The 26,232-nt window shown below is 72.2% G+C and carries 32 protein-coding genes; 21 read left to right on the top strand and 11 right to left on the bottom strand.

Annotated elements, in window-relative coordinates:
• From VIM19_10455 to VIM19_10445, 3 genes are all read left to right on the top strand, one after another.
• Window positions 1-252 (top strand): helix-turn-helix domain-containing protein (locus VIM19_10455; protein HEY5185304.1); only part of this gene is annotated, 252 nt, incomplete at its 5' end.
• Between the two features lie 481 nt (window positions 253-733).
• On the top strand, window positions 734-1,933 hold the full coding sequence (locus VIM19_10450; protein HEY5185303.1) for a cysteine desulfurase-like protein: 1,200 nt from the start codon (window positions 734-736) through the stop codon (window positions 1,931-1,933).
• A complete protein-coding gene (locus VIM19_10445; protein ID HEY5185302.1) occupies window positions 1,924-2,679 on the top strand; it encodes an SDR family oxidoreductase in 756 nt (251 codons plus the stop codon). Before VIM19_10450 ends, VIM19_10445 begins: the two co-directional genes overlap by 10 nt.
• A 16-nt stretch (window positions 2,680-2,695) precedes the next feature.
• Here VIM19_10445 and VIM19_10440 read toward each other — a convergent pair whose 3' ends face one another.
• A complete protein-coding gene (locus VIM19_10440) occupies window positions 2,696-3,472 on the bottom strand; it encodes a thioesterase family protein (GenBank protein HEY5185301.1) in 777 nt (258 codons plus the stop codon).
• Window positions 3,473-3,584: 112 nt separating this feature from the next.
• Between VIM19_10440 and VIM19_10435 the strand changes: the two genes are divergently transcribed.
• Window positions 3,585-3,716, top strand: coding sequence for a hypothetical protein (locus VIM19_10435; protein HEY5185300.1), 132 nt, complete (start codon window positions 3,585-3,587; stop codon window positions 3,714-3,716).
• Window positions 3,717-3,737: 21 nt separating this feature from the next.
• Here VIM19_10435 and ppdK read toward each other — a convergent pair whose 3' ends face one another.
• The 3 genes from ppdK to VIM19_10420 all read right to left on the bottom strand — a co-directional run bounded on the left by ppdK (window position 3,738) and on the right by VIM19_10420 (window position 7,124).
• On the bottom strand, window positions 3,738-6,431 hold the full coding sequence (ppdK, locus tag VIM19_10430) for a pyruvate, phosphate dikinase (GenBank protein HEY5185299.1): 2,694 nt from the start codon (window positions 6,429-6,431) through the stop codon (window positions 3,738-3,740).
• Window positions 6,432-6,636: 205 nt separating this feature from the next.
• The gene (locus tag VIM19_10425; GenBank protein ID HEY5185298.1) at window positions 6,637-6,765 is read right to left on the bottom strand and encodes a hypothetical protein; all 129 of its coding nucleotides are present in this window, start codon (window positions 6,763-6,765) and stop codon (window positions 6,637-6,639) included.
• 35 nt (window positions 6,766-6,800) lie between these two features.
• Complete coding sequence (locus VIM19_10420) at window positions 6,801-7,124, bottom strand: LysR substrate-binding domain-containing protein (protein ID HEY5185297.1); 324 nt, start codon at window positions 7,122-7,124, stop codon at window positions 6,801-6,803.
• Window positions 7,125-7,424: 300 nt separating this feature from the next.
• On the opposite strand from VIM19_10420, the gene VIM19_10415 reads away from it, so the two are divergent.
• The 7 genes from VIM19_10415 to VIM19_10385 all read left to right on the top strand — a co-directional run bounded on the left by VIM19_10415 (window position 7,425) and on the right by VIM19_10385 (window position 12,049).
• Complete coding sequence (locus tag VIM19_10415; GenBank protein ID HEY5185296.1) at window positions 7,425-8,141, top strand: Gfo/Idh/MocA family oxidoreductase; 717 nt, start codon at window positions 7,425-7,427, stop codon at window positions 8,139-8,141.
• Window positions 8,138-8,518, top strand: a complete 381-nt coding sequence (locus VIM19_10410) for a hypothetical protein (GenBank protein ID HEY5185295.1) — start codon at window positions 8,138-8,140, stop codon at window positions 8,516-8,518. Before VIM19_10415 ends, VIM19_10410 begins: the two co-directional genes overlap by 4 nt.
• Before the next feature lie 389 nt (window positions 8,519-8,907).
• Window positions 8,908-9,711 (top strand): hypothetical protein, encoded by an 804-nt coding sequence (locus tag VIM19_10405; GenBank protein ID HEY5185294.1) that lies wholly within the window; start codon window positions 8,908-8,910, stop codon window positions 9,709-9,711.
• Window positions 9,708-10,367: an acVLRF1 family peptidyl-tRNA hydrolase gene (locus VIM19_10400; protein ID HEY5185293.1), complete on the top strand. Its 660-nt coding sequence runs from the start codon at window positions 9,708-9,710 to the stop codon at window positions 10,365-10,367. Before VIM19_10405 ends, VIM19_10400 begins: the two co-directional genes overlap by 4 nt.
• A gap of 153 nt (window positions 10,368-10,520) precedes the next feature.
• Window positions 10,521-11,036 (top strand): 4Fe-4S binding protein, encoded by a 516-nt coding sequence (locus VIM19_10395; GenBank protein HEY5185292.1) that lies wholly within the window; start codon window positions 10,521-10,523, stop codon window positions 11,034-11,036.
• Window positions 11,037-11,192: a hypothetical protein gene (locus VIM19_10390; GenBank protein HEY5185291.1), complete on the top strand. Its 156-nt coding sequence runs from the start codon at window positions 11,037-11,039 to the stop codon at window positions 11,190-11,192.
• Between the two features lie 371 nt (window positions 11,193-11,563).
• Window positions 11,564-12,049: a hypothetical protein gene (locus VIM19_10385; protein ID HEY5185290.1), complete on the top strand. Its 486-nt coding sequence runs from the start codon at window positions 11,564-11,566 to the stop codon at window positions 12,047-12,049.
• 9 nt (window positions 12,050-12,058) lie between these two features.
• Here the strand turns inward: VIM19_10385 and VIM19_10380 are convergent, their stop codons facing one another.
• Both VIM19_10380 and VIM19_10375 read right to left on the bottom strand, forming a co-directional pair.
• On the bottom strand, window positions 12,059-12,277 hold the full coding sequence (locus tag VIM19_10380) for a DUF2892 domain-containing protein (GenBank protein ID HEY5185289.1): 219 nt from the start codon (window positions 12,275-12,277) through the stop codon (window positions 12,059-12,061).
• Between the two features lie 128 nt (window positions 12,278-12,405).
• Window positions 12,406-13,098, bottom strand: coding sequence for an N-acetylmuramoyl-L-alanine amidase (locus VIM19_10375; protein HEY5185288.1), 693 nt, complete (start codon window positions 13,096-13,098; stop codon window positions 12,406-12,408).
• Window positions 13,099-13,141: 43 nt separating this feature from the next.
• Between VIM19_10375 and VIM19_10370 the strand changes: the two genes are divergently transcribed.
• The 5 genes from VIM19_10370 (at window position 13,142) to VIM19_10350 (ending at window position 18,095) form a co-directional block, all read left to right on the top strand.
• Entirely contained in the window at window positions 13,142-13,435 is a 294-nt protein-coding gene (locus VIM19_10370) for a hypothetical protein (GenBank protein ID HEY5185287.1), read from the top strand.
• 173 nt (window positions 13,436-13,608) lie between these two features.
• Entirely contained in the window at window positions 13,609-15,261 is a 1,653-nt protein-coding gene (locus VIM19_10365) for an AMP-binding protein (GenBank protein ID HEY5185286.1), read from the top strand.
• Window positions 15,262-15,316: 55 nt separating this feature from the next.
• Window positions 15,317-16,081: a MerR family transcriptional regulator gene (locus VIM19_10360; protein HEY5185285.1), complete on the top strand. Its 765-nt coding sequence runs from the start codon at window positions 15,317-15,319 to the stop codon at window positions 16,079-16,081.
• Window positions 16,082-16,149: 68 nt separating this feature from the next.
• Entirely contained in the window at window positions 16,150-17,337 is a 1,188-nt protein-coding gene (locus VIM19_10355) for an AI-2E family transporter (GenBank protein ID HEY5185284.1), read from the top strand.
• Window positions 17,334-18,095, top strand: coding sequence for a hypothetical protein (locus tag VIM19_10350; GenBank protein HEY5185283.1), 762 nt, complete (start codon window positions 17,334-17,336; stop codon window positions 18,093-18,095). Before VIM19_10355 ends, VIM19_10350 begins: the two co-directional genes overlap by 4 nt.
• A gap of 6 nt (window positions 18,096-18,101) precedes the next feature.
• Here the strand turns inward: VIM19_10350 and hisN are convergent, their stop codons facing one another.
• Window positions 18,102-18,878, bottom strand: a complete 777-nt coding sequence (gene hisN, locus VIM19_10345) for a histidinol-phosphatase (protein HEY5185282.1) — start codon at window positions 18,876-18,878, stop codon at window positions 18,102-18,104.
• Window positions 18,879-19,003: 125 nt separating this feature from the next.
• Between hisN and VIM19_10340 the strand changes: the two genes are divergently transcribed.
• On the top strand, window positions 19,004-20,116 hold the full coding sequence (locus VIM19_10340) for a ferritin-like domain-containing protein (protein HEY5185281.1): 1,113 nt from the start codon (window positions 19,004-19,006) through the stop codon (window positions 20,114-20,116).
• Window positions 20,117-20,127: 11 nt separating this feature from the next.
• Here the strand turns inward: VIM19_10340 and rsgA are convergent, their stop codons facing one another.
• On the bottom strand, window positions 20,128-21,156 hold the full coding sequence (gene rsgA / locus VIM19_10335) for a ribosome small subunit-dependent GTPase A (GenBank protein HEY5185280.1): 1,029 nt from the start codon (window positions 21,154-21,156) through the stop codon (window positions 20,128-20,130).
• Window positions 21,157-21,163: 7 nt separating this feature from the next.
• Window positions 21,164-22,447: a 3-phosphoshikimate 1-carboxyvinyltransferase gene (aroA, locus tag VIM19_10330; protein ID HEY5185279.1), complete on the bottom strand. Its 1,284-nt coding sequence runs from the start codon at window positions 22,445-22,447 to the stop codon at window positions 21,164-21,166.
• 39 nt (window positions 22,448-22,486) lie between these two features.
• Between aroA and VIM19_10325 the strand changes: the two genes are divergently transcribed.
• The 4 genes from VIM19_10325 to rsrA all read left to right on the top strand — a co-directional run bounded on the left by VIM19_10325 (window position 22,487) and on the right by rsrA (window position 24,862).
• Entirely contained in the window at window positions 22,487-23,233 is a 747-nt protein-coding gene (locus tag VIM19_10325; protein ID HEY5185278.1) for an SOS response-associated peptidase, read from the top strand.
• Window positions 23,220-23,900, top strand: a complete 681-nt coding sequence (locus VIM19_10320) for an alpha/beta family hydrolase (GenBank protein ID HEY5185277.1) — start codon at window positions 23,220-23,222, stop codon at window positions 23,898-23,900. The genes VIM19_10325 and VIM19_10320 overlap by 14 nt, the downstream gene beginning before the upstream one ends.
• 72 nt (window positions 23,901-23,972) lie before the next feature.
• Window positions 23,973-24,581, top strand: a complete 609-nt coding sequence (locus VIM19_10315) for a sigma-70 family RNA polymerase sigma factor (GenBank protein HEY5185276.1) — start codon at window positions 23,973-23,975, stop codon at window positions 24,579-24,581.
• Window positions 24,578-24,862: a mycothiol system anti-sigma-R factor gene (rsrA, locus tag VIM19_10310; protein HEY5185275.1), complete on the top strand. Its 285-nt coding sequence runs from the start codon at window positions 24,578-24,580 to the stop codon at window positions 24,860-24,862. The genes VIM19_10315 and rsrA overlap by 4 nt, the downstream gene beginning before the upstream one ends.
• A gap of 209 nt (window positions 24,863-25,071) precedes the next feature.
• On the opposite strand, the gene VIM19_10305 is transcribed toward rsrA, so the two are convergent.
• Window positions 25,072-25,722, bottom strand: a complete 651-nt coding sequence (locus VIM19_10305) for a hypothetical protein (GenBank protein ID HEY5185274.1) — start codon at window positions 25,720-25,722, stop codon at window positions 25,072-25,074.
• Window positions 25,723-25,753: 31 nt separating this feature from the next.
• A complete protein-coding gene (locus VIM19_10300; GenBank protein HEY5185273.1) occupies window positions 25,754-26,206 on the bottom strand; it encodes a hypothetical protein in 453 nt (150 codons plus the stop codon).
• Between the last annotated feature and the right edge of the window lie 26 nt (window positions 26,207-26,232).

Below are 26,232 nucleotides of genomic sequence, written 5' to 3'. Positions count from 1 at the left end.
CATCGTGCCCTTGGTCGAGCACGACGCCCGCCACGGCCGACAGCTGGTGCCGACCCTGCGCGCACTCCTGGAGCACGAAGGGGTGAACGCCACGCCCGGGCGCTCTACCTGCACCCCAACTCGCTGCGTCACCGGCTGGGCCGCATCGCCGAGCTCACCGGTCGCAACCCGCTGGACTTCGGCGACCGGGTGGCCCTGACCATCGGTCTGTGGGCGTGGGACAAGCGACCACGGGGTCAGCGAGGCGGCTGAGCCGATGGCTGGCTGTGGACGGATCTGGGGAGAACCTGGGGACCGAGGGGTTCTTCCTGTGCACAAGCTGTGGACCGTGGGACTTTCGGCCCTACGTTGATGCGAGTTCCGGGAAAACCCTTGCGGAGCATCGGCTTCACCGACTAGACATAGCCCCACGCCGACGGGAACGGCGGGCCGACCGGGCCGCAAGGTCCGGAGCGGAGGGGAACCGGGAGACCGGCCACCTGACGGGGCTCACGAACTCGGTGGTGTGCGTCACGGAGAGTGGACGGGCGGGTCGGTTCGCCGGCTACGAGGTTGACACCGAGACGCGGACGGGCCCCTCGATCTCATACATCGAGGGGCCCGTTCCCGGTTTCCATGGTGCCCCTCGCCCGTGGACAGCGGGTAACGGACACGCCGCCGCGTGGTGAGCGTCACGCGACCGGTCCGGGGGCCCCTCGGCCGGGGCCCAGGGCTCGGTGGAGAGGATGTCCGCATGGTTCTCGACGTCGCCCAGGTCCGTGCGTCCTTCCCCGCGCTCAGTGCGGGGGTGGCGCACTTCGACGGTCCCGGCGGGTCCCAGGTGCCGACCCAGGTCGGCGCCGCGGTCGCCGACACGCTGTGCTCCGGGGTCGCCAACCGCGGGGTGGTCACCGAGGCGGAGCGGCGGGCCGAGGCGGCCGTCGGGTCGGCACGGGCTGCCATGGCCGACCTTGTCGGGGGCACGCCGGCTGGCGTGGTCTTCGGCCGTTCGATGACCCAGCTGACGTACGACCTGTCCCGTGCGCTCGCGAAGCAGTGGGGGCCGGCGGACGAGATCGTGGTGACCCGACTCGACCATGACGCGAACATCCGGCCGTGGGTGCAGGCGGCTCAGGCGGTCGGGGCGACCGTGCGCTGGGCGGAGTTCGACCGAGACAGCGGCGAGCTGCCGGTCCGCGCGGTTGCCGACCTGCTCTCCGAGCACACCCGGCTGCTCGCCGTGACGGCGGCGTCCAACCTGCTGGGCACCCGACCGGATGTCGCTGCGATCGCCGCGGCCGCGCACGGCGTCGGCGCGCTGGTCTACGTGGACGGCGTGCATCTCACGCCGCACGTCCCGGTGGACATGGCCGCCATCGGCGCGGACTTCCTCGCCTGCTCGCCGTACAAGTTCTTCGGACCGCACCTGGGCGCGGTGGTCGCCGACCCGGCGCTGCTGGAGACGATCCACCCCGACAAGCTGCTGCCGTCAGCGGACGTCGTCCCCGAGCGGTTCGAGCTCGGCACGTTGCCCTACGAGCTGCTCGCCGGCACTACGGCCGCGGTGGACTTCATCGCCGACCTGGTCCCCGGAACCGGTGACCGTCGGTCCCGGCTGCTCGCCTCCATGGCCGAGGTGGACGCCTACGAGGACGTCCTGTTCGACCGGCTGCGGGCGGGACTGGTGGCGCTGGACGGCGTCACGCTGCACGGAGCGCCGGACCGCCGAACGCCGACCGCGCTGTTCTCCGTGCGCGGCCGAACGCCGCAGGAGGTCTACGAGCTGCTCGCCGAGCGGAAGGTCAACGCCCCGGCCGGCAGCTTCTACGCCATCGAGGCGGCGCGCTGGATGGGCCTGGGCGATGCGGGTGCGGTCCGGGCCGGCCTGGCGCCTTACACGAGTGCCGAGGACATCGACCGGCTGCTCGCGGCGGTGGCGGAGGCGTGCCGGTGAGCCGCGCCGTCCTCGTCACGGGCGGGTCGCGCGGGATCGGCCGGGCGGTGGCCCAGGCGTTCGCGGCGGCGGGCGATCGGGTGGCGGTGCACTACTGGAGGTCCGAGGGCCAGGCCGCCCGGACCCTGGACGGGCTGCCCGGCGACGGACACCTCGCCGTGCGAGCCGACCTGGCCGACCCCGAGCAGACCCTGCGCGCCGTCGACGCCGCGGCGGCCGGGCTCGGCGGCCTGGACGTGCTGGTCAACAACGCCGGCGTGTTCCTCGCCCATCCTCCGACGGGCACCACCTACCTCGACTGGCAGCAGGCCTGGGCGGCCACGCTGGCGGTCAACCTGCAGGCCGCGGCCAACTGCACCTTCTGCGCCGTCCCGCACCTCATCGCCGCTGGAGGTGGTGCGGTCGTCAACGTCTCCAGCCGCGGCGCCTTCCGAGGGGAGCCGAACGCACCCGCCTATGCGGCGTCCAAGGCCGGGCTCAACGCCTTCGGCCAGTCGATGGCGGTCGCGCTGGCCGGTCATGGCATTTCGGTGAGCACGGTGGCGCCCGGATTCGTCCAGACCGACATGGCCCGTGAGGCGCTCGACGGGCCGGGCGGTGACGCGGTGCGCGCGCAGTCCCCGTTCGGCCGCGTGGCCAGGCCCGAGGAGGTGGCCACCGCGGTGCTTTGGCTGGCCTCGCCCGAGGCCAGGTTCTCCAGCGGGACGATCGTCGACGTCAACGGAGCCTCGTACCTGCGCAGCTGAGCGGGCAGGCGCCGGCCTATCGCGGAGCCACCAGCAGCGACTGCGCGCCAACCCCCACCGGGCCGTCGACGTCGGACAGCACGGACGTCGCGAGGCCGACGCCGCCGTCGGAGATCGTGGTGACGGCGTCCAGGCAGATCCACTCACCCGCGGGGATCCGGTGCAGGTGCACGGTGAGCTCGGGGTTGATGAAGTGCCACCTGCGCTGGTCCAGCTCGCTGGAGATCCCGCTGCCGGAGTCCGCCACGGCCATGACCCTTTGTAGGCCGGTGGGCTCCTCGTCGGGGACCAGCGGGTGGCGCAGCCGGGTCCAGACCGCGCCCGGGCCGGGCTGGTCGAACCGGCCGCCGGTCGTACGCCACTCCACGGCCGACAGGTAGCCGTCGATCCAGCCCTCGGGTGTCTCCCAGTCAGTCGTCGGGTCGGGCAGCGGGGCCGGCATCGGGTGCCGGGGCGCGATGTGCACACCCGCGGACCGCTGGACCCGCCACGCGGTCGCCCTCGCGACGGTCCGGCCGCCGGCCGCGAGGCTGGCTTCCACGAGCTCGACCCGCCGCCCTGGACGGGCCACCCGCGAGGTGAGCACCAGCTCGCCGACCGGGATCCCGCCGAGGATCTCGACGGTCACCCTGGCCACCACGGCGTCCTCGCGCGGCTCGCACTGCTCGACCGCCCGAGCCAGCAGCGCGCCAGGCGGGCCGCCGTGCTGGTGCCGGGCGTCCCACGGGCCGGTTGTGTTCACCGTGGCCCGCCAGCGGTCGTCGCCGAGTGGGACGTAGAACGAGTCGGTCACCGGACGAACGTAGCCGACCAGCGCGTCGACCAGCGCGAACCTTCGGCGCACCATTCGTGCACCGTCGATCACCGGGGAGCAGGCCTCGGTCGACCCGGACGAGCTGCGGAAGGTGAGCCCGGCCGAGCACCCGGCGGCCTTCGGTGCGTTCGTCGCCGGGGTGTTGGCCGACGACGACGAGCTTCGCGAGCAGCGCGCCGACCTGAACGAGGTCGTCGGCGCCGGATCCTCAGCACTGTGCTGATGCCGGGGCCGGGGACTCCCGTCAGCCCAGCGGACTGAGGGCGGCTCGGCCGGCCTCGAGCCGGGCGACCGGGATCCGGAACGGCGAGCACGAGACGTAGTCCAGGCCCACCTCATGGAAGAAGTGAATCGACTCCGGGTCCCCGCCGTGCTCGCCGCAGACGCCCAGGTGCAGATCCGGCCGGCGGGCCCGTCCACGTTCGACCGCGATGCGCACCAGCTCGCCGACTCCGTCGGCGTCCAGGGTCTCGAAGGGGGAGACCGTGAAGACGCCCTTCTCCAGGTAGGCGGCGAAGAACGCGGCCTCCACATCGTCGCGGGAGAATCCCCACGTGGTCTGGGTGAGGTCGTTGGTGCCGAACGAGAAGAACTCGGCCACCTCCGCGATGCGGCCGGCGGTGAGCGCGGCCCGCGGCAGCTCGATCATGGTGCCGATCGGGATGGAGAGCGCGACCCCCTCGCGCGCGGCGATGTCGGCGATGATCCCGTCCGTCTCGTCGCGGATCAGGTGCAGCTCCATGACCGAGCCGACGAGCGGCACCATGATCTCCACGCGTGGGTCGCCCCCGGCCTGGATCCGGCTGGCCGCGGCCTCGGCGATCGCCCGCACCTGCAGGGCGAACAGGCCAGGGACGACGAGGCCCAGCCGGACCCCGCGCAGCCCCAGCATCGGGTTGGACTCGTGCAGCCGCTCGACGGCGGCCAGCAGCCGCAGGTCACCCTCGTTCGGCTCGCCGCGCTCCTCGGCGAGCGCGACCCGGACCAGCAGGTCGGCCCGGTCCGGCAGGAACTCGTGCAGCGGGGGGTCGAGCAGCCGGATGGTTACCGGCAAGCCGTCCATGATCTCGAGCAGCTCGGTGAAGTCGGCGCGCTGCAACGGCAGCAGCGCGGCCAGCGACTCCGCCCGCGCCTCGGTCGACTCGGCCAGGATCACCCTCTCGATGAGCACCCGGCGCTCGCCGAGGAACATGTGCTCGGTCCGGCACAGCCCGATGCCCTCGGCGCCCAGGTGCCGCGCTCGAGCGGCGTCCTCGGCGGTGTCGGCGTTGGCCCGCACGCGCAGCCGCCGCGCGGCGTCGGCGTGGGCGAGCAGCCGGTCCACCGCGACGACCAGCTCGGCGGTCTGCTCGTCGGCCCCGTCCAGGGCGGCGGCCAGTCCCACCTCGAGGTAGCGGACCACGGGTGACGCCACGACCGGCAGCTCACCGACGAACACCTCGCCGGTCGACCCGTCGATCGACAGCACGTCGCCCTCGACCACCTGGTGGCCACCGGCCCGCGCGACCCGAGCCACCGGGTCGACCTCCAGCGACTCTGCTCCGCACACCGCCGTCTTGCCCATGCCGCGGGCGACCACGGCCGCATGAGAGGTCTTGCCCCCGCGCGACGTCAGGATCCCGGCTGCGGCGATCATGCCCTCGAGGTCGTCCGGGTTGGTCTCCCGGCGCAGCAGCACCACCTGCTCGCCTCGCGCCGTCCACTCCACGGCGGTGGCCGCGTCGAAGACCACCCGGCCGACCGCCGCTCCGGGGGAGGCGGCCATCCCACGGGTCATCGCCGTTCGAGGGGCGGTGGCATCGAACTGCGGGAACATCAACTGGGCCAGTTGCCCGCCGGACACTCGGACGAGCGCCTCGTCCAGCGTGATGAGTCCCTCGTCGACCAGCTGGACGGCGATCCGGAAGGCGGCCGCTGCGGTCCGCTTGCCTACCCGGGTCTGCAGCATCCACAGCTTGCCGCGCTCGACGGTGAACTCGATGTCGCACAGGTCCCGGTAGTGGGTCTCCAGGCGCCGCATGATGGCCCGCAGCTCCGCGTAGGAGGCCGGGTCCAGGGTGGCGAAGTCCTCGAGTGACAAGGTGTTGCGGATGCCGGCCACCACATCCTCGCCCTGCGCGTTTTGCAGGTAGTCGCCGTACACCCCCTGCCGGCCGGTGGCCGGGTCGCGGGTGAAGCAGACGCCGGTCCCGGAGGTCTCGCCCAGGTTGCCGAACACCATGGCGACCACGTTGACCGCCGTGCCCAGGTCGTGCGGGATCCGCTCGCGGCGGCGGTACAGCCGGGCCCGCTCGGTGTTCCACGACTCGAAGACCGCCCGAACGGCGAGGTCTAGCTGCTCGCGCGGGTCCTGGGGGAACTCGCGGCCGGTGTGCTCGAGGACCATGGCCTTGAACGTCTCCACCAGGCCGTGCATCGCGTCGGCGCCGAGGTCGACGTCGGCGGTGACGCCGGCCGCCGCCTTCGCGGCGTCAAGCGCCGAGGCGAACATGTCGCCCTCGATGCCCAGGACCGTCTTGCCGAACATCTGGATCAGCCGCCGGTAGGAGTCCCAGGCGAACCGCGGGTTGTTGGCCGCCTCGGCCAGGCCCTGCACCGAGTAGTCGTTCAGCCCGACGTTGAGGACCGTCTCCATCATCCCGGGCATGGAGAACTTCGCCCCGGACCGCACGCTGACCAGCAGGGGGTCGGACACGTCGCCGACCCGCCGTCCGGTGATGTCCTCGAGGCGCCGCAGCGCCATGGTCACCTGGACCCTCAGCGCGGCCGGCTCCACGCCGTCCGCCAGGTACTCGCGGCAGGCCTGGGTCGTGATCGTGAAGCCGGGAGGTACCGGCAGGCCGAGCCTCGTCATCTCCGCCAGGTTGGCGCCCTTGCCCCCGAGCAGATCCTTCTGGTCCTTGTCACCCTCGGTGAAGTCGTACAGGTACGTCGTCACAGCAGAACCTCCGGGTGGGCCAGGTGCTGGGTGCTCGGTGTCGGGCGATCATGCCCTGACTGTGGGTGCGGCGTCATGCCGGGGCCCAGCCTGTGGAGCGGCGCGGACCATCAGCCGGACCGCAGGGCGAGGGCGAGCAGGACGTCGGCGCCGCCGCCGGGGGTGCGTCCGGACCGCCGCACCGCCCGGAACCGTCGCCGCAGCGTCAGCTCCGCGGTCGGACGGCGACCAGCCGGCCGTCGGCCAGCTCCGAGCTCACGGCCAGCCGGCTGAGTACGGCCGCCCCCTCGCCGGCGGTCGGCCGGTGCCCGTGTGCGGCGAGGGCACGCTCCAACGCCTCCCTGGTCCCTGAGCCGCGCTCCCGCAAGATCAGCGGGCGGCGACCAGCTCGGCCGCGGAGCGCGGCCGTCGGCGACGGGCCTCGGAGTGGGCCGGCGCCACCACGACGACCAGCTCGTCGTGGCCGACCGTTCGCGCGCGCAGCCCGGACGGGGCGCGCGAGCCCTCGACGAAGCCGATGTCCGCCTCGCCGTCCCGGACCGGGGCGGCCACGGTCGCCGAGTTGGCCACCCGCAGTGCCATGGACGACGAGGGCTGGACGGCGTGGAAGCGGACCAGCCACACGGGGACGAGATGGTCGGCGACCGTCATCGACGCGGCGACCCGGAGGCGGTCCTCCCGCTCGTCGCGCAGGGCGGCGACACGCGGGGCTCAGCGCGGCGACGTCATCGAGCTGGTGAGCTGCTACAGCCGGGACGAGTCGAAGCGGGAGGCCTTCCGTGACGAGTTCGGCATTCCCCGATCGGCGGCGACCCTCGAGGAGCTGCTGGCGGACGACGAGGTCGAGGGCATCCTGCTGACGACTCCCAACGACACGCACCGCCCCCTGATCACCCAGGCGCTGGAGGCGGGAAAGCCGGTCTACATGGACAAGTCGATCGCACACACGCTGGATGACGCCGTGGCGATCCGCGACGTCGTGGAGGAGTCGGCGTGGTGTTCGCAGTGGGGCACAGCTCGCGGCGGCTGTCCGGACACCGGCAGATGCGCCAGTGGATCGACAGCGGCGACCTCGGCCCGGTGTCGCTTGCCGAGGCCAACTTCTCCAACGAACGCGGCCTCGAGCTCACGCCGGCCACCTGGCGGTACAACGCGAGCAAGAGCCCCGGCGGTGCCTTCATCCAGCTCGGCGTGCACCACGCCGACACCCTGCAGCACCTGCTTGGCCCGGTCCGCTCGGTGCAGGCCGCCGCACGGCGCCTCTACACGCAGGCCGAGGTGCCGGACGCGGTCATGGCGATCCTGGAGTTCGAGTCCGGGTCGCTTGGCTACCTCGTCACCGGCTGGGCGTCACCCGGCGTCTACACGCTGACTCTGCAGGGCACCAAGGCCAACCTCATTTACGACCTGGACTTCACGCACTGGGATGCCGCCGATGAGGTGGACGACTTCAGAACGTTGCTGTCACAGACCTATGGCGAGGCGAAACGGACCCCGTTGGACCTCCCCCGCACGGACATGTTCCGCGAGCAGCTGGAGGAGTTCGCGTTGGCGATCCGTGGCCAGGCCCAGGTGGAGGTAGGGGCCACCGAAGCGGTCCGAGCTCTGGCGGTCGTGGAGGCCGTGCTGCTCTCCAACTCCCGTAACGGCGCTGCCGTGGAGATCTCCGAGGTCCTCGACGCCGCCGGTGAGCGCATCGGAGCCCCGTGAAACCGACGGTGGTCCGGTCGGCGACACTGGAGTTCGCGGCGCTGCCCGGCCGTGCCTCGGCGGATCCGTTCCGGGCCGTCGCCGGCCTGGACGACGCGAACGTCAGCGTTCGCATCGTCCGGCTGGTCCACGACCCGAACCGGGCGCCGCACGTCCACGCCCACTCGGCCGAGGCGGGTACGTCGTCTCCGGGCACGGTGCACTCTGGGCGGACGGCGAGCACACCCCACTGCAGGCTGGCGACACCGTGCTCATTCCCGCGGGTACCCCGCACGCCACGCTGCCCGACCCGGGAGCCAAAGATGCTGCTCGTCTGCTTCTCACCGCATCCCGACCTCGTCATGAACATCGAGGAGCTGGCCGGGCCCCTGGCCTAGCCCCGACCCAGCCGGAGGAGCCAGCATGCGGGCGGTGACCGCACACGGGCTGCGGCTGCTCGGTCATCACGACCTGGCCGGCAGCGGCGACGCCATGCAGGTGCTGCGTCACGAGCATGCGCTGTACGTGCGGCACCATGGCCCGAGCGGCCAGGGCACGTCCATCCTTGACGTGACCGATCCCGCGGCGCCACGCCTGGTCGGCCAGTGGTCGGCGCCACCCCGCACCCACACCCACAAGGTCCAGGTGGGGGACGGTCTGCTGCTGGTCAACCACGAGGACTTCCCGTTCCGCGGCCAGGGGGGAACCTCCGCGGGCCTCGCGGTCTACCGGCTCGACGACCCCCTGGCCCCACACAGATCGGTTCTGGCGCTCGGGCGGCCGCGGGGTGCACCGGATCGTGTACTCCGGTGGCCGCTACGCCTACCTGTTCGCCACGCCCGAGGGCTTCGACGAGCGGATCTGGGTGGTGCTCGACCCCACCGACCCCACCGACCCGGTCGAGGCCGGCCGCTGGTGGTGGCCGGGCCAGTGGGTCGGCGGCGGTGAGCGGGCCGGCTGGCCGTGGGGACGGCGATATGCCGCGCACCACGCGCTGCTCGACGGTGAGCGGGCGTACCTCGGCTACGACGACGCGAACATGGTCGTGCTCGACGTCGCCGACCCGTGTCATCCTCGGCTGGTGAGCACCTTGTGCTGGGATGGCGGCAGCACGCACACCTTCCTGCCGTTGCCGGGCCGCAAGCTCGTGGTCGCCACGGACGAACAGGTGACCCCCGGCCCCGACGCTCCCGTACGCGCGATCCGGCTGATCGACGTGGCGGACCCGGAGCGTCCCGCGGCCGTCGGCGTCGTGCCGCCTCCGGACCCGGAAATGGCGCGGCCCGATGCCCGCCTCGGTGCCCACAACGTGCACGTGAACCGCCCAGGCTCGTACGTCAGCGAGCGGCTCGTCTTCGCCACCTACTTCAGTGCCGGGCTACGGGTCTACGACCCCGCCGAGCCCGGGAACCCCGTCGAGGTGGCGCACTTCGTGCCGGAGGCCGCTCCCGGGCAGGCCGCGGCTCAGTCCAACGACGTCTTTGTGGACTCGGGCGGACTCGTCTATCCCACCGACCGAGTGGGTAGAGGTGTGGTCATTCTGGAGCCGGAACCCGAGCTGGCCCAGCTGATGACCTCCGCCCGGACATGACCGACCTGAAGCCGCACCGCACCGTGACGGTCCCGGCCGCGCGCCTGGTGCGATGGGCGCAGGGGTTCGAGGCTCGCCATGGGACGGCGACGGTTCAGACAACGCCCGACGTCCTGGTGCTGACCGGTGCGGACGGCGCGACAGCTGAGATGGCCGTGTCGTTCCCTCCCTGGCCGGTAGCAGAGGGGGCGGCGTCGGAGCGCGCCAGAGCCCTGGCCGACCACGTGCTGGCCGCGCGCTGCGTGCTGGTGCTGCTGGTTCGCCGCGGCGGATACGTCTGCGCTGTGCTCGATGGACCCAAGGTCAAGAGCTCCAAGGTGGGCCGGGGTCAGGTGCACGGACGGACCTCGGCCGGCGGCTGGTCGCAGCAGCGTTACGCGCGACGCCGGGAGAACCAGACTGACCAGCTGGTCCGTCGCGTGGCCGAGGTTTCCGCGGGCCTGGCTGTGGGGGCCCGTTGTGCCGCGCTGGTCACCGGAGGCGACCGAGCCCTGGTGGAGCGGGTCCTCGCCGATCCTCGGCTGTCGCCGGTCGCTGGGCTGCCCCGAGGCGTGTTCCTGGACGTCGTCGAGCCGCGAGCCGCCATGGTCCGGGACCTGCCCGAGCTGGTGACGCAGGTCCGGGTCTCGGTGGTCGAGATCACGCCGAGCGGCTGACTCGCGCGGGATCTTCGTCCCAGTGCCGGAGCACCGGCGTGCACTTGGTGTGGAGAGCGTGTGGAGACCGTTCCGCGGCCCTTGAACCGCCCCTCGTTCCAGAGATACCCCCGGAGGTAGTCAGCGGGGGCCGGGTTGGGGCGAGGAGGAGAGATGACCGCAACGTTCGTGCCGCGGAGGTCCCCGGCGGAGAGCCGTCAGATCCGCTGGACCCGGCACGCCGTCCAGGCCACCGCTGTCATCGCCGTGGCTGGCGTGGTCTGGAAGCACGCGTTGGCCGGCCCCGGATCGACCTCGGCCGAGGCGTTCTGCCCGTTCGGCGGGTTCGAGACCGCCTGGACCTGGTTCACTACCGGCCGGACGGTCGCGCACGTGCACCCGGCCAACCTCGTGCTGGCCGGAGTCGTGGTCGTCCTTGCCCTGGCCGCCCGCGGCATGTTCTGCGGGTGGGTGTGCCCGCTCGGCTCCATCCAGGAAGGCATCCACGCCGTCGCCGACCGGGCTGTCTCACGGGTACCTGCGCTGCGTCGCATCCGGCGTCGCACGGCCTCGAACCTGTGGCTGCACCGAGCCGACCGGGTGCTCCGCTACGGCCGGTACGTCGTTCTCGGAACGCCTCCGTGTCGACTGACTCTCGGCGTTCGAGGTACGTCCGGGTGGATGGCTTGAATGCTGGGAATCGGCGACGACCTCAACCGGTCTGAAGTGCACCTGATCGGCATTTCGCGAGCCCTCGGAGGCACGCCGGTGGTGCGTCTACGCGCCATCTGGGAGCTGATCGGACGACTGAACGATGACGACGGTCATGCCGGTGTCGCTACCTGACTCGTGTTGCTCGCCCGGTGCCAGCAGGACGGCTTCGCCTGACCCGATCCGATGACGACTACCGTCCTCGGCACTGACCCATCCCTCGCCGGTGGCCAAATCAACAACCAGGGCTGCGCCGCCCTGGGCGGCCCGGATCCATTTTCGCGGAACCGCCGCAACTCCAGGAGAGGCCATGGTCACCAAGTCGTCGCCCGCCCCGGTTGCCGGATCGTGTGCTGGCATCACTGGCAAACCTGACCGTGCCTGAATGTACCGCCGAGAACCCCACCTTTTGCCGTACTGGCCGGATACCCCTGTGGGTATGCTGGCCCGGATCGCCGGCGTTCGGCGGGTGTGGTGCGGCCGACCGGCCCGGTGAGGAGCGACCAGTGCGTGACTGGCCCCTGCGGCGATGGATGGTGGCCGCGGTCTCGGCCGTGGTGACCGTGGTGGTCATCGGCGTCCCGACCCTGCTGATCCCGAACCCGGTCTTCGGTCGCGCGGTTCCGGTCACCTGGTGGGCTTGGCCGGTGCTGGTGGTCACCGCGGTCCTGTCCGGGCTGGTCGCGGCCACCTACGTGGCTCGACCCGGCGCCGCGGTTGTGGCCGACGAGACGACGCCCATGCGCACGAGCGTGGCCCGTGGCTTCCTGGCCTACCTCGCGGTCGGCTGCCCGGTCTGCAACAAGATCGCCCTGCTCGCGCTGGGTGCGACCGGGGCGGTGCGCTGGTTCGCACCGTTCCAGCCCTTCCTGGGGCTTGCCGCCGTCGCGCTGCTCGGCTATGCGCTGCGTCGGCGGCTGACCGGTGAGCGGGCCTGCCCGGTCACCGTGGCGCTCCCGGCCGAGGCCGAGCCGGTGACCGAGCCGAGCTGACCTGCGAGGTCAGTGCGACAGCGGCTGCTTCGCCTTCGAGGTGCTCAGCCCGACCAGCCGGTACAGCGGGCAGAAGCCGACTGCCGCGGTCACGAGCAGGACGGCCGCGATGACGAGAAGGACGATTCCGAGGACCGAGCCGGCGCCCACCGAGAAGCCGACGATGGCGGCAACCACGGCGAGGACGACCCGGATGACTCGGTCGGCTGTTCCCACGTTGGCGGTCATGGCGATGTGCTCCTCCGGTCCGGGCGCCGGACCCACGACGGGGCTTCGCAGGGGATCCGGCGCGCTGGTACCGATGATACCCCCCGGGGTACCTGGGCGCAGGGTCCTTCGTCCTGCCTGCCTGGTCTTCAGCGCCCGGTGAGGAACGCGGTGATCCCGGCGGCGATGCCGACCGCAGCCCTCTGACGGAACGCCGCCGAGGTGAGGCGTGCGGCGTCTGCCGCGTTGCGCATGTTGGCGCACTCGATGAAGACCTTGGGCACGGTCGACAGGTTGAGCCCGCCCAGGTCGGTGCGCACCGTCAGGCCGTTGGTGGCGATGTACGTGGCCGTGTGCTCGCCGGTGCCGGTCGCGTACCCCGAGCGGACGTCGAGGGCCAGCTGGTAGGACGGCTTGACGATGCTGCTATTGGTGCCGATGCTGCCGGGCGCGATGACGTGGAACCCGTACCCGGTCGACGGGCCGCCGTCCGCGTGGATCGAGATGGCGGCATCGGCATGCGCCTCATTGCCGATCGCCGCTCGGACGTTGATACATGGTCCGACGCCGGCACTGGACGACCGGGTCAGCACGACCTTGGCCCCCTGGGCCCGCAGGATCGACGCCAGCCGCAGTGCGACGTCCATCGTGAAGGCGTACTCGGGGTAGCCCCCGTTGGTCGCCGTGCCCGTCGTGTCGCAGGGCTTGCGGAAGGTGCCCGCGCTGACTAGCTGGTTGATGATCTCCGGGTGCGCCGCGTTCCCCCCGTTGTGTCCGGGGTCGATCACGACGACCTTGCCGGCCAGGCTTCCGCTCGTGGTCGAGGGGGGCAGTGCGGCCACGGACGTGGTGGTTGACGGGGCGGTCGGGGCGCGTGCAGAGGCGGTGGCGCGTGCAGAGGCGGTGGCGCGAGGGGAGGTGATGGCCACCGGGCTGTGCGTCGCCGTCGGGGTGGGCCGGACCGACGGAGTGCGGGACGGCGTAGGCGTCGGGGTCGGGGTCGCCATGCTGGAGCTGAACGGCGTGACGGACCGGGCCGGAGCGGAGGCCGCCGTGCTGGGGGGAGCGCAGCCGGTCAGCGCGACCCCGGCGAGCACGGTGGCGGCGGCCACCCGTCGTCCGATGGCGGTGCTGGTCACGCTGGCTCCCGTCGTCCGGCTGCTACCTGGGCGGCACTAGTCGACCACATCGGCCCACGCCGGTCGGCAGGCCACCCGCCGGGCCGACCAGGTTCGGACGTTAGTTCAGGGCCACCAAACTCCTCTGGGAGATGGCTCAGAGTGTTGCGGGATCCGGTGACGGAAGCAGGCAAGACGTGGATGATTGACCCGGTCCTGAAGGGAGCAAGGGTGATGGCTGACGAGCTGGTGTCCTACGCGAGCGGTGTGTCGGACGTGCCGCTGCTGGGCGAGACCATCGGAGAGAACCTGGCCAGGACGGTGGCCCGGTTCCCCGACCGTGAGGCCCTCGTGGACGTGCCGACAGGGCGGCGGTGGACCTACGCCGAGCTCGACCGGGCGATCGACGAGCTGGCAGGCGGCCTGCTGGAGCTCGGGGTGGCCAGGGGCGAGCGGGTCGGGATCTGGGCACCCAACTGCGCCGAGTGGGTGCTGGTCCAGTACGCGACCGCCCGCCTCGGCGCGATCCTCGTCAACATCAACCCCTCCTACCGCAGCCACGAGCTGCAGTACGTGCTGGCGCAGTCGGGCATCCGCACGCTCATCACGTACCCCGAGCACCGCGGCAGCGACTATGTCCAGATGGTCGAGCTGGTGCGGGCCGAGTGCCCCGCGCTGCGCGAGGTCGTGGTCATCGGCCGCTCGTCGTGGGACGCGCTGGTCGAGCGCGGGCGCCAGGTGAGCACCGAGCGGATCCGGGCCCGCGAGGCCGACCTGTCGTTCGACGACCCGATCAACATCCAGTACACGTCCGGCACCACCGGGTTCCCCAAGGGCGCCACGCTGACCCACCACAACCTGCTCAACAACGGCTTTTTCGTGGGCGAGCTGGTCGCCTACTCGGAGGCGGACCGGATCTGCCTGCCGGTGCCCTTCTACCACTGCTTCGGCATGGTCATGGGCAACCTCGCGGCGACGGCCCACGGGGCGTGCATGGTGATCCCGGCCGGCGGCTTCGACCCCGCGGCGACGCTGCGCGCGGTCGAGCAGGAGCGCTGCACGTCGCTGTACGGCGTGCCCACCATGTTCATCGCCGAGCTGGGGCTGGCGGACTTCGGCAGCTACGACCTGTCGTCGCTGCGAACCGGGATCATGGCCGGCTCGCCGTGCCCGGTCGAGGTGATGAAGCGGGTCATCAGCGACATGAACATGGCCGAGGTGTCGATCTGCTACGGCATGACCGAGACCTCGCCGGTGTCGACCCAGACCCGTATGGACGACGACCTCGAGCGCCGCACCGAGACGGTGGGACGCGTCATGCCGCACCTGGAGGTCAAGCTGGTCGACCCGGTCACCGGCCTGCCCGTGCGCCGCGGCGAGCCGGGCGAGCTGTGCACCCGGGGCTACTCGGTGATGCTCGGGTACTGGGAGGAGCCGGGCAAGACCGCCGAGACGATCGACGCGGGCGGCTGGATGCACACGGGCGACTTGGCGGTCATGCGCGAGGACGGCTACGTCAACATCGTCGGCCGGATCAAGGACATGGTCATCCGCGGCGGCGAGAACGTGTACCCCCGGGAGATCGAGGAGTTCCTCTACAGCCACCCGGACATCGCCGACGTGCAGGTGATCGGCGTCCCCGACGCCAGGTACGGCGAGGAGCTGATGGCCTGGGTGCGGATGAAGGAGGGCCGCCCCGACATCACCATCGAGGAGCTGCGGGCGTTCTGCACGGACCGGCTGGCCCACTACAAGATCCCTCGCTACGTCCGCGTGGTCGACGAGTTTCCGATGACGGTCACCGGGAAGATCCGCAAGGTCGAGATGCGCGAGGTCGCCGTCCACGAGCTGGGGCTGGAGGCGGTCGCGGCGGAGCGGCACGCCTGACCCAGGCCGGTTTCCGGTTGACCCTCACGCGACGTGAGCCCCTACCGTCGTCTGCGTGGAGAGCTACTCGGTGGGTGACGTGGCGGCCCTGTCCGGGGTGACGGTCCGCACGCTGCACCACTACGACGAGATCGCGCTGCTCGTGCCGAGCCAACGGTCGGCGTCAGGCTACCGGCTCTACGACCGGGACGACCTGGAACGGCTGCAGCGCGTCCTGGGCTACCGGGCGCTGGGGCTCCCGCTCGAGCAGATCGGTCGGCCGCTCGACGAGCCGCCTGTCGACCAGGTTGCCCAGCTGCGCGACCGGCACCGGGCACTGTCCGAGCAGGTCGACCGGCTGCGTCGGCAACTCGCTGCGATCGAGAAGACGTTGGAGGCACACGAGATGGGGATCAGGCTCACGCCGCAGGAGATGTTCGAGGTGTTCGGGGACGACGACCCCACGCGGCACGCCGCCGAGGCGGAGGAGCGGTGGGGCGACACCGACGCCCACCGCGAGTCGCAGCGCCGCACCTCGGCCTACCGCAAGGAGGACTGGCTGCGGCTGAGGGCCGAGAGCGAGGCGATCGAGCAGCGGCTGCGCGACACGATGTCGCAGGGGCTGCCGGCCACCAGTGAGGCGGCGATGGACGCCGCGGAGGCGCACCGCCGGCACATCGACGACACGTTCTACCCGTGCAGCCATGCGATGCACCGGGGGCTGGCCGACATGTACCTCGCGGACCCTCGGTTCACCGCGCACTACGACGACCAGGCCCCCGGCCTGGCCCAGTACGTCCACGATGCCATCCACGCGAACGCTGACCGCGCGGGGCGCTGACGCCTGGACGCGCGGCGCCGCCCGGCCTGGGAGGATGCTGCCCCAGACGCGACGCGAAGGCGAGAGCTATGACATCGGAGCAGCGGGCACCGTCGCCGGGCTTGCGGGACGACGACGAGGTCCCCCGTGCCGTCCGGGTGGCGGCCGCGTGGTCGTGGCGGCTGCTGGTCGTCGCGGCGGCCGTGGTGGCCGTGGTGCTCATGGTCAACCGGCTCAAGCCGCTGTTCCTCTCGCTGTTCATCGCGCTGCTGTTCGCCGCGCTGCTGTCGCCCGCCGTCCGGGCGGTGCAGCGGCTGGTTCGGTCCAGAGGCGCAGCAACTGCGATCGTGCTCATCGCCGGGATCGCCTTGCTCGTGGCGGTCGGGTCCTTCCTCGCCATCCAGATCTCCGGCCAGGTCAAGGACCTGGGGACGACGTTCTCGGACGGCGTCGACCAGATCCGTCGCTACGTCGAGAGCACGCTCGGAATCAGCGACTCGACGTTGAACGGCTACATCGACCAGATCCGCCAGTCCCTGTCCAAGAACCGGGACTCGCTCGTGGCCGGTGCCGTGTCGGGGGCGACGATCGCCGTGGAGGTGGTGACCGGGGCGTTCATCGCCTTGTTCGCCACGATCTTCTTCCTGCTCGACGGCGACCGGATCTGGCGATGGATCGTCTCGCTGTTCCCCCGCCGGGCACAGCACGGGGTGGACGAGGCCGGGTCGCTGTCGTGGGTGGTGCTCACCGGGTACGTGCGGGGCACGCTGATCATCGCCTCCACGGACGCGCTGTTCATCGGCATCGCGATCGCGATCATCGGGGTGCCCCTGGCCCTGCCGCTCGCCGTCCTGGTGTTCTTCGGCGCGTTCATCCCGATCGTGGGCGCCTTGATCAGCGGGTTCGTGGCCGTCGCGGTGGCCCTCGCGGCGAACGGGCCGGTCGCCGCGCTGCTGGTGCTGGCGTCGATCCTGGCCGTGCAGCAGATCGAGGGCCACATCCTGCAGCCGCTGGTCATGGGCCGGTTCGTGTCGGTGCACCCGCTCGGGGTGATCTTCGCGGTCACCGCCGGCACCATCCTGGCCGGGTTGGTGGGGGCTGTCGTCGCCGTCCCGGTCGCCGCGGTCGGCGCGACCGTGTTCGGCTACTACGGGCGCCGGGCCCGGCAGCGAGAGGACGGGCAGGACCCGGACGGGGCACCGACCCTGGATGACGCCGCGCCGCTCGAGCCGGTCGACGACTCGGCGGCGTCGACGGCCGCCCGCGTCGAGCCATGAGCCTGGCCGCCCCACGCGAGCGCACCTCGGTGCTGCCGGCCCTGGTCGTGCTGGCCTGGATCCCGGCCGTGCTGGTGGGCGACCGTGGCGTGGGGTCGGGGCGGCAGCTGCTGCTCGGGGCCGGGACCTGGCTGCTGCTGGCCGCGCTGTTGCGCCGGGAGTCGTCGCTGGTGCGCGCCCAGGTGGCCGTCGTCATCGCCTTCGCCACCGCGGTCGAGTACACGTTCTCGCCGCTGCTCGAGGTGTACGTCTACCGGCTGCACAACGTCCCGGCGTTCGTCCCACCCGGCCACGGGCTGGTCTACCTAGCCGCGCTGGCCCTCGGCCGGAGCGCCCTGTTCCGGACTCACCCGCGCGGGCTCGTCGGTGCCGCCGTGGTCCTCGGCGGCGCGTACGCGGCGTGGGGGCTGTTCTGGTCGCCTCGGCTCGACGTCCTCGGCGCGTTCTGGTACCTGTGCCTGCTCGGGTTCCTCGCCTGGGGGCGGTCGCGGCTGCTCTACGTGGGCGCGCTCGTCGTGGTGACCTACCTCGAGGTGCTGGGCACCCGCCTCGGCACCTGGACCTGGCAGCCGCACGACCCGACGGGGATCGTGGCGATCGGCAATCCGCCGTCCGTCGCCGCAGGAGGCTACGGCTGGTTCGACCTGGCCGCGGTGCTGGCCGTCCCGGTCCTGCTCCGGCTCGTCCTCCGCCTCCGTCTCGTTACAGGCGTCAGGGTCGCGGGGACGACCCCGGAGCCTGCAACGGCGCGGGACTGACGGGCGCTAAGGCAGCAGGAGGGCGCGGACCTCGTCGTGCAGGACGGCGTTGGTGGACAGCGCTCCGGCGGCGCCCCTGGCTGGTGCGCCGTCCAGGCCGGTGACCCGGCCGCCGGCCTCCTCGACGACGGGGACGAAGGCGGCGATGTCCCACAGCGACAGCTCCGGCTCCACGGCCACGTCGACCGCGCCCTCGGCGACGAGCACGTGCGACCAGAAGTCACCGTAGGCACGGCTGCGCCAGCACGCGCGACGCAGCCGAGCCATGCTCTCGGGGTCCGGGTAGCCCACGTCGTCGGAGAAGGAGAGGGACGCGTCGGCGAGCCGGCTCACCTCGGAGACGCGCAGCTGTCGCCTGCGGGCCAGGCTCCCGCCGGTCCACGAGCCCAGGCCGCGCGCCGCCCACCACCGACGTCCGAGGGCAGGGGCGGACACGACGCCGAGGACGACGTCCTCGCCGTCCATGAGCGCCACCAGCGTGGCCCAGATGGGGACGCCGCGGACGAAGTTCTTGGTGCCGTCGATCGGGTCGAGCACCCAGCGGCGGTCGGCGGTGGGCTGCTGGTCCCCGTACTCCTCACCGAGGACGCCGTCCAGCGGGCGCTCCGCCGCCAGCCGGATCCGCAACGCCTCCTCGGTCGCCCGGTCCGCGTCGCTGACCGGGGTGAGGTCGGGCTTCGTCTCCACGACCAGGTCGAGGGCCTGGAACCGTGCGGTGGTGAGTGCGTCGGCCTCGTCGGCGAGTGAGAGCGCGAGGGTGAGGTCGTCCTGGTAGTCCGGCACGCGCCCAATCTAGAGCGCGACCCAGGTTGCTCCGGCGCCGGGGATTGACGCGCGCGCCGCCGTTGCCAACCCTGGTCAGGTGACCGGCCGCGACGCCGGGTACCCCCTGGGACGAAGGAGAGCATGTGTCCAGCTACTCGCGCTATGTGCTGCCGGTCAGCTCGACGACCTGGGACATCCCGGCGTCCGGTGCCACCCGGTTCACCTGGGAGTACGACGGTGCTCGGGACCGCCTGCTGGCCCTCTACCAGAAGGGCAAGGACAAGCAGTGGGACGCGACCAAGCGAATCGACTGGGACCTCGAGCTCGACCCCGGCGACCCCCTCGGCATGCCGAGGGAGACCAACCCGATCGCTTCGTCGCAGACCTACGCGAAGCTGGGTCCGAAGGACATCGAGGAGCTCAACCAGCACTTGGCCGCGTGGCAGTTCAGCCAGTTCCTGCACGGTGAGCAGGGCGCGATGGTGTGCAGCGCCCGGATCGTCGAGTCGGTACCCGACCTCGACTCGAAGTTCTACGCGGCCACCCAGACCATGGACGAGGCCCGGCATGCCGAGACCTACGCGCGGTTCCTCCAGGAGAAGGTCGGGCTGCTGTACCCGATCAACCCCTACCTCGAGGCGCTGCTGGGGGACACGCTCACCGACTCACGGTGGGACTTCCCGTACCTGGGCATGCAGGTGCTCATCGAAGGCTTGGCGCTGGCTGCGTTCGGCGTGATCCGGGACCTGACGGCGCAGGCCCTGCCGAAGCAGATCTTGGCCTACGTGATGCAGGACGAGGCCCGCCATGTGGCGTTCGGGCGGATGGCGCTGCGGGACGCCTACGCGGAGCTGTCGTCGGCCGAGCGGGCCGAGCGGGAAGAGTTCGTGGTCGAGGGCTGCTACCTCATGCGGGACCGGTTCCGCGCCCAGGAGGTGTGGGAGAACCTCGGGTACGACGTCGAGGACTGCGTGCAGGCCGTGGATGCCTCGCCGTACATGCAGATGTTCCGGTCCCTGCTGTTCAGCCGGATCGTCCCCTGCGTCAAGGACATCGGGCTGTGGGGGGACAAGGTGCAGCAGGCCTACGCCGACATGGGCGTGCTCGACTTCGCGGGCTTCGACCTCGAGCGGCTGATGAGCGCCGACGAGGACGCCGCGGAGGAGCTGGACCGGTCGCGGCGGCACGCGCGCGAGGAGGCCGCGAGGGTCGAGGAGGTCGCCGCCGTGATCGCGGAGGGGGAGCGCGCCGACTAGTCGGCCGTTGGTCAACTTCGCGGGTCGGCGTCGTCGTCGGGGAGCTCGCGGGCACGGAGCAGGCGGCGCAGCGAGTTCAGTCGGGCCGGCTCGGCGTGACCGGCGGCCACGTAGGCGTCCAGCCCGCACTCCGGCTCGTCGTGCGTGCACCCGCGGGGGCACTCCTGGGTACCCGCCAACAGGTCGGGGAACGCGTTGATCACCCGGTTGACGTCGACGTGGGCCAGCCCGAACGAGCGGATCCCCGGGGTGTCCACCACCCAGCCGTCGCCGTCCGGCAGCCGCAGTGCCACCGCCGAGCTCGAGGTGTGCCGCCCGCGGCCGGTGACCCGGTTGACGACCCCGGTGGCCCGGTCGGCTCCGGGCACGAGTGCGTTCACCAGGGTCGACTTGCCCACGCCGGAGTGGCCGAGCAGCACGGTCGTCCGGCCCTTCAGCCGCTCACGTAGGGCGTCCAGGTTGCCGCCCCGGTGCGTCACCACGGCCGGCACGTCCAGACCCGCGTACGCCGCGAGCAGGTCGTCCGGGCTGTGCAGGTCCGACTTGGTGAGCACCAGCAGCGGCAACAGCCCGGCGTCGAAGGCGGCGACGAGCGCCCGGTCGATCAGCCGGGGCCGCGGCTCGGGGTCGACCAGGGCGATCACCACGGCCAGCTGGTCGGCGTTGGCCACGACCACCCGTTCGACCGGGTCCGTGTCGTCGGCCGTGCGCCGCAGCACCGAGCGGCGCGGCTCCACCCGGACCACGCGGGCCAGCGAGTCCGCGCCGCCGGCGAGATCACCCACGATGGCCACCCGGTCCCCGACGACGATGCCCTTGCGGCCGAGCTCGCGGGCCCGCATGGCCGTGATCTCGCGGTCACCAGCCGGGCCGGAGAGCAGGCAGGTGTACCGGCCCCGGTCGACGGCCACCACGAGCCCCCCGGTGGCGCCGCTGTGCTCGGGCCGGTCCTTGGTGCGCGGCCGCGACTTCCCCCGCTGCGGCCGGACCCGGACGTCGTCCTCGTCCAGGTCGTTCCGGCGCTGCCGTGGCTGACTCATCGCGCGGTCACCCGGCCAGCATCTCCGTCCACAGCCCGACGAACCCGGGCAGCGTCTTGCCGGTCGTGGAGATGTCCTCGACCTGGACGCCGGGGACGGCGAGGCCGAGCAGTGCCCCCGCGGTGGCCAGCCGGTGGTCGGCGTACGTGCCGAAGACGCCGCCGCGCAGCGGCCGGGGCCGGATCAGCAGGCCGTCCGGCCGCTCCTCGACGTCACCACCGAGGCCGTTGATCTCCTTGGCCAGCGCGGCCAGCCGGTCGGTCTCGTGGCCGCGCAGATGGGCCACCCCGCGGAGCGTCGTCGGCCCGTCGGCCAGCGCCGCCACGGCCGCGACGACCGGGACCATCTCGCCGATGGCGGACAGGTCCGCGTCGATCCCGCGCATCCCGCCCGAGCCGTCAACGAGCAGGGCGCCGTCCTCCTCGACCAGCCGGGCGCCCAGCTCGGCGAGCACCGCGCGGGCCTGCCGCTCCGGCTGGTAGGTCGAGCCGGTCGGCCAGCCGATGACCCGCACCCGGCCGCGCGTCACCAGCGCGGACGCGGCGAACGGCAGCGCGTTCGACACGTCCGGCTCTGCCACCAGCCGGCCGGACCGGGGTCGCTGCGGCGGCACGACCCAGCGGCCGGGCGCCGGCCGCTGCACCGCCACGCCGGCCGCGCCCAGCATGGCGGCGGTCATGTCCAGGTGCGGCTGCGAGGGCAGGGCGGCCCCGACGCTGCGGACGTCGACCCCCTCGTCGTAGCGGCAGCCGGCCAGCAGCACGGCGCTGATGAACTGGCTGGAGCCGCTCGCGTCGATCTCCACCACGCCGCCGCGCACCCGGCCGGTGCCGTGCACCGTGAACGGCAGCGCCGACCGCCCGGCGTCGTCCACGGTGACCCCTAGGTCGCGCAGAGCCGTCAGCAGCGGCCGCATGGGGCGCTCCCGAGCCCGCGGGTCGCCGTCGAAACGGATCTCGCCCGCGGCCAGCGCCGCGACCGGCGGCAGGAACCGCATGACCGTGCCGGCCAGGCCGCAGTCGACGGCGGCGGGCCCGCGAAACGACTCGGGCGGGGTGACCAGCCAGTCGCCGTCCGGCCCATCGTCGACCCCGGCCCCGAGCGCGCGCAGCCCGGCCACCATGAGCAGCGTGTCGCGGGCGCGCAGCGGGTTGCCCACCTCGGTGCGGCCGTCCGCAAGGGCGGCCAGCACGAGGGCGCGGTTGGTCATCGACTTGGACGCCGGCACGCGGACGTCCGCGGTCACCGGCCGGTGGGCCAGCGGCGCGTCCCACAGCGGCAGCGTCTCCATCCCCCCATCATCGCGTAGAGCCGTGGCAGGCTGGGCGTCGTGTGCGGCAGGTACGCGGCGAGCCGGAACCCCGACGACCTGGTCGAGGAGTTCGAGGTCGACCGGGTGGAGGTGAGCGAGCGGCTGCAGCCGGACTACAACGTGGCGCCCACCAAGGACGTCTACGCGGTGCTGACCCGCCGCGCGAAGGACCTGCCCGACGACGCGCCGCCGCCCCGACAGCTGCGGGTGCTGCGGTGGGGCCTGGTGCCGTCCTGGGCGAAGGACCCCTCCGTGGGCAACCGGCTGATCAACGCCAGGGTCGAGACGGTGGACGTCAAGCCGTCCTTCCGCCGTGCGTTCGCCGCCCGTCGCTGCCTGCTGCCGGCGGACGGCTACTACGAGTGGTACGTGCGGGAGTCCGGGCCCAAGCAGCCGTTCTACCTGCATCCGAGGGACGGCGGCTCGCTGGCGATGGCGGGCCTCTACGAGTTCTGGCGCGACCCCACCAAGGACGCCGACGACCCCGACGCCTGGCTGACCACCTGCGTGATCATCACGGCCGAGGCGGCCGACGAGCTGGGCCACATCCACGACCGGATGCCGATGGTCGTGGCACCGGCGGACTGGGCGGCCTGGCTGGACCCGGCGCGGACGGACCCGGCCGACGTCAAGGCGCTGCTGGTACCGGCGGCCACGGCGCTGCTCGAGGCCTACCCGGTGGCCACCTTGGTGAACAGCCCGAGGAACAACGGCCCTGAGCTCATCGAGCCGGTCGCCCTGGAGGGCGACGATGCCCCCTTCTGAGCCGGCGGTCGTCACGGTCGAGACCCCGCTCGGGGACGCCCGCGCCCACCGCTACACCGCTGGGCGGGCCCGCCGCGGCGGCGTCTCACTGGTGCTCGGGCACGGCGCGGGGGGCGGGATCGGGGCCCGCGACCTGCAGGCGCTGGCGCTGGGGCTGCCCTCGCCCGGCCTGGACGTCGTTCTCGTCGAGCAGCCGTGGCGGGTGGCCGGCAGGCGGCTGGCCCCGGCCTCGCGCCGGTTGGACGAGGCCTGGACGGCGGTCCTGGCGTCGCCCGACCTGCGGCTGCGCCCCACGGTGGTGGTCGGTGGGCGTTCCGCGGGCGCCCGGGTGGCCTGCCGGACGGCGGCGGCAACCGGAGCGTCCGGCGTCCTCCTGCTGGCGTTCCCGCTGCACCCGCCGGGCCGTCCGGACAAGACCCGCACCGACGAGCTCGGCCTGGTCGACGGGCTGCCGCTGCTGCTGGTGCAGGGCGAGCGGGACCCGTTCGGGGCGCCGGCCGAGTTCCCGCCCGGGGTGCCGGTCACGGTCGTCCCCGGTGCCGACCACGGTTTCGCCGTCCCGGCCCGCGCCCCGGTTCCGCTGGGCGAAGCCCTGGACCTGCTGGTGGCCGCAGTGGCCGGATGGCTGGCCGGGCTCGGGGAAGAAGCGCCGGCCCGTCGGCGTTGAGCGGACGTGCTCGCAGCTGCCGGGACCACCCCGTCCCACGTCACGTGGTCCCCGTGGCCGCTACCCTCGGGCGTGACCCCCGAGGAGGTGAGTCCGGTCGAGGAGACCCCAGAGGAGCGGGCTGCGCGCTTCGAGCGCGACGCCCTGCCCTATCTCGACCAGCTGTACGCGGCTGCCATGCGGATGACGCGTAACCCCACCGACGCCGAGGACCTGGTCCAGGAGACGTTTGTCAAGGCGTTCGCGTCCTTCCACCAGTTCACCGAGGGAACCAACCTCAAGGCGTGGCTGTACCGCATCCTGACCAACACGTTCATCAACAGCTACCGCAAGAAGCAACGGCAACCGCAGGAGAGCGGCGGCGAGGAGGTCGAGGACTGGCAGTTGGCCAGGGCCGAGTCGCACACCTCGACCGGGCTGCGGTCGGCCGAGGCGGAGGCGCTGGACCGGCTCCCGGACTCCGACGTCAAGGACGCGCTGCAGCGGCTCCCGGAGGACTTCCGGATCGCCGTCTACCTCGCCGACGTCGAGGGATTCGCGTACAAGGAGATCGCCGAGATCATGGGGACGCCGATCGGCACCGTGATGTCGCGGCTGCACCGCGGACGCCGGCAGCTGCGCGAGATGCTTGAGGACTACGCGCGTGAGCGCGGCCTGGTTCCGACAGGGGATGCGTCATGAGCTGCGGAGACCCGCACGAGATCGACTGCTCCGAGGTGCTGCTGGACGTGCATCGGTTCCTGGACGGCGAGATCGACGAGGCGCGCACCTCGCGGATCCGCCAGCACCTGGACGAGTGCTCCCCGTGCCTGCGCCAGTTCGGCATCGAGCGCGAGGTGAAGCAGCTCGTGGCGCGATGTTGCGGGGCGGATCGGGCTCCGGATGACCTTCGGTTCAGGATCGTGGCGCAGCTGCAGCGGGTGACCCTCGAGTACGGAACCATCGAGTTCCGCCCGGAGTGACCTGCGGGTGAGCCACGGACGTCGGGTGGACGTCGGGCGGACGTCGGCTGGCCGACGTCCGTGGCGGACGGCTCAGGAGTTGGGCCGGTTGCCCTTGTTCGCCTTGCTCTTCTTGCGGTCGCGACGCTTGCGGGCGCGTTTGCTCATCGCTTGGTCCCCTCTGTGGAACGGGTGAGCGGACAGTCTCTCACGCCGTCCGTAGGGCGTGCTCAGCCAGCCAGGCGCCGGTTGAGCGCGTCGAGCACCGACCGGGCCAGCGCCTCGGACTCGTCGCCGCGTACCAGCGCGCTGCCGGTCACGAGCTGGTCGCCGAGGCGAGGGACGGTCACATTGAGCACGGTCAGGGCGACCTGCCGGTGTCCCGAGGCGACGACGTCGGCGCTCTCGACGACCGCGCCGGTGCCGAGCAGGTCGCGCAGCGCCTCCAGGGTCGCCTGAGCGACTAGCCGGCCGCGATGGCTCACCGCGCCGGGGCCCACGACGCGACCCTCGAATACGTGGCCGCCGAAGGCGGTGATCGCGACGACGGCCTCGGCCTCGGTCCCGCTGGTCCGGACCATGATCGAGGTGATGGCCGGCCGGGGGACCTGCTGTTCGGCCGGCTCCTCGTGCTGCTCGTCCGGCTCGACCTTGAGGCTGACCTCGTCGGAGCCGATCTGGACGACGCTGACGATCCGGTGGTCGATGTCCATGCCGAGGCGCAGCATCGCGTAGGACTGGACGTCGCGGACGATCTGCTTGGCCGGCTTGCCGGGCTCAGCCAGCACGTGGATCTCGGTGGGCACCGAGTCCGGGCCGGTGACCACGCTCGCCGCGATGATCCCGGGCAGCCGCTTCAGGTCGTCTTCGAACTCAGGCAAGAGTCGCAAAGTCGGCACGACGGACACTCTCTCACTGCTCCCGGGGTTTGCGGGTCAGACCTGCCACCAGCATGCGTCGCCGGTGCTCGGACAGGTCAGCCGGGGGGGTGACGTCGCCCGCCGGCTCCTCGTCCTGCGGGGCCGGGACCCTGCTGTGGCGGGGCGGGGCGGGGGGTGCGTCGTCGCCCGCCACCCGGGCCCAGGACTCCGACGCGGCCTCGACCTCGTCGTCGACCCGCCCGGCCGCCTTCTCCAGCGCGATGAGCGTGGGGGGCACCACGCTGCGGGTGTGCTCGAGCATCGCGCGCAGGGACTCGCGCTGCCACCAGCGCAGCACCTTGGCGGTCGCGGGGTCGATCCGGCCGTCGGCCTCGGCTGCGTCCAGCTCGGCGTCGAACCGCTCGGTGGCCGGGTCCAGCCGCACGTCGAGCAGCGCCGTCAGCAACTCGCCGTACGCCGTCTCGCGGGAACGCCTGGACGCCACCGAGCCCCCTCCCCGTTGCCCCTCGT

The sequence above is a fragment of the Actinomycetes bacterium genome, assembly GCA_036510875.1.
Lineage (GTDB): Bacteria > Actinomycetota > Actinomycetes > Prado026 > Prado026 > DATCDE01.
This window is presented reverse-complemented; position numbering and strand designations above follow the sequence as displayed.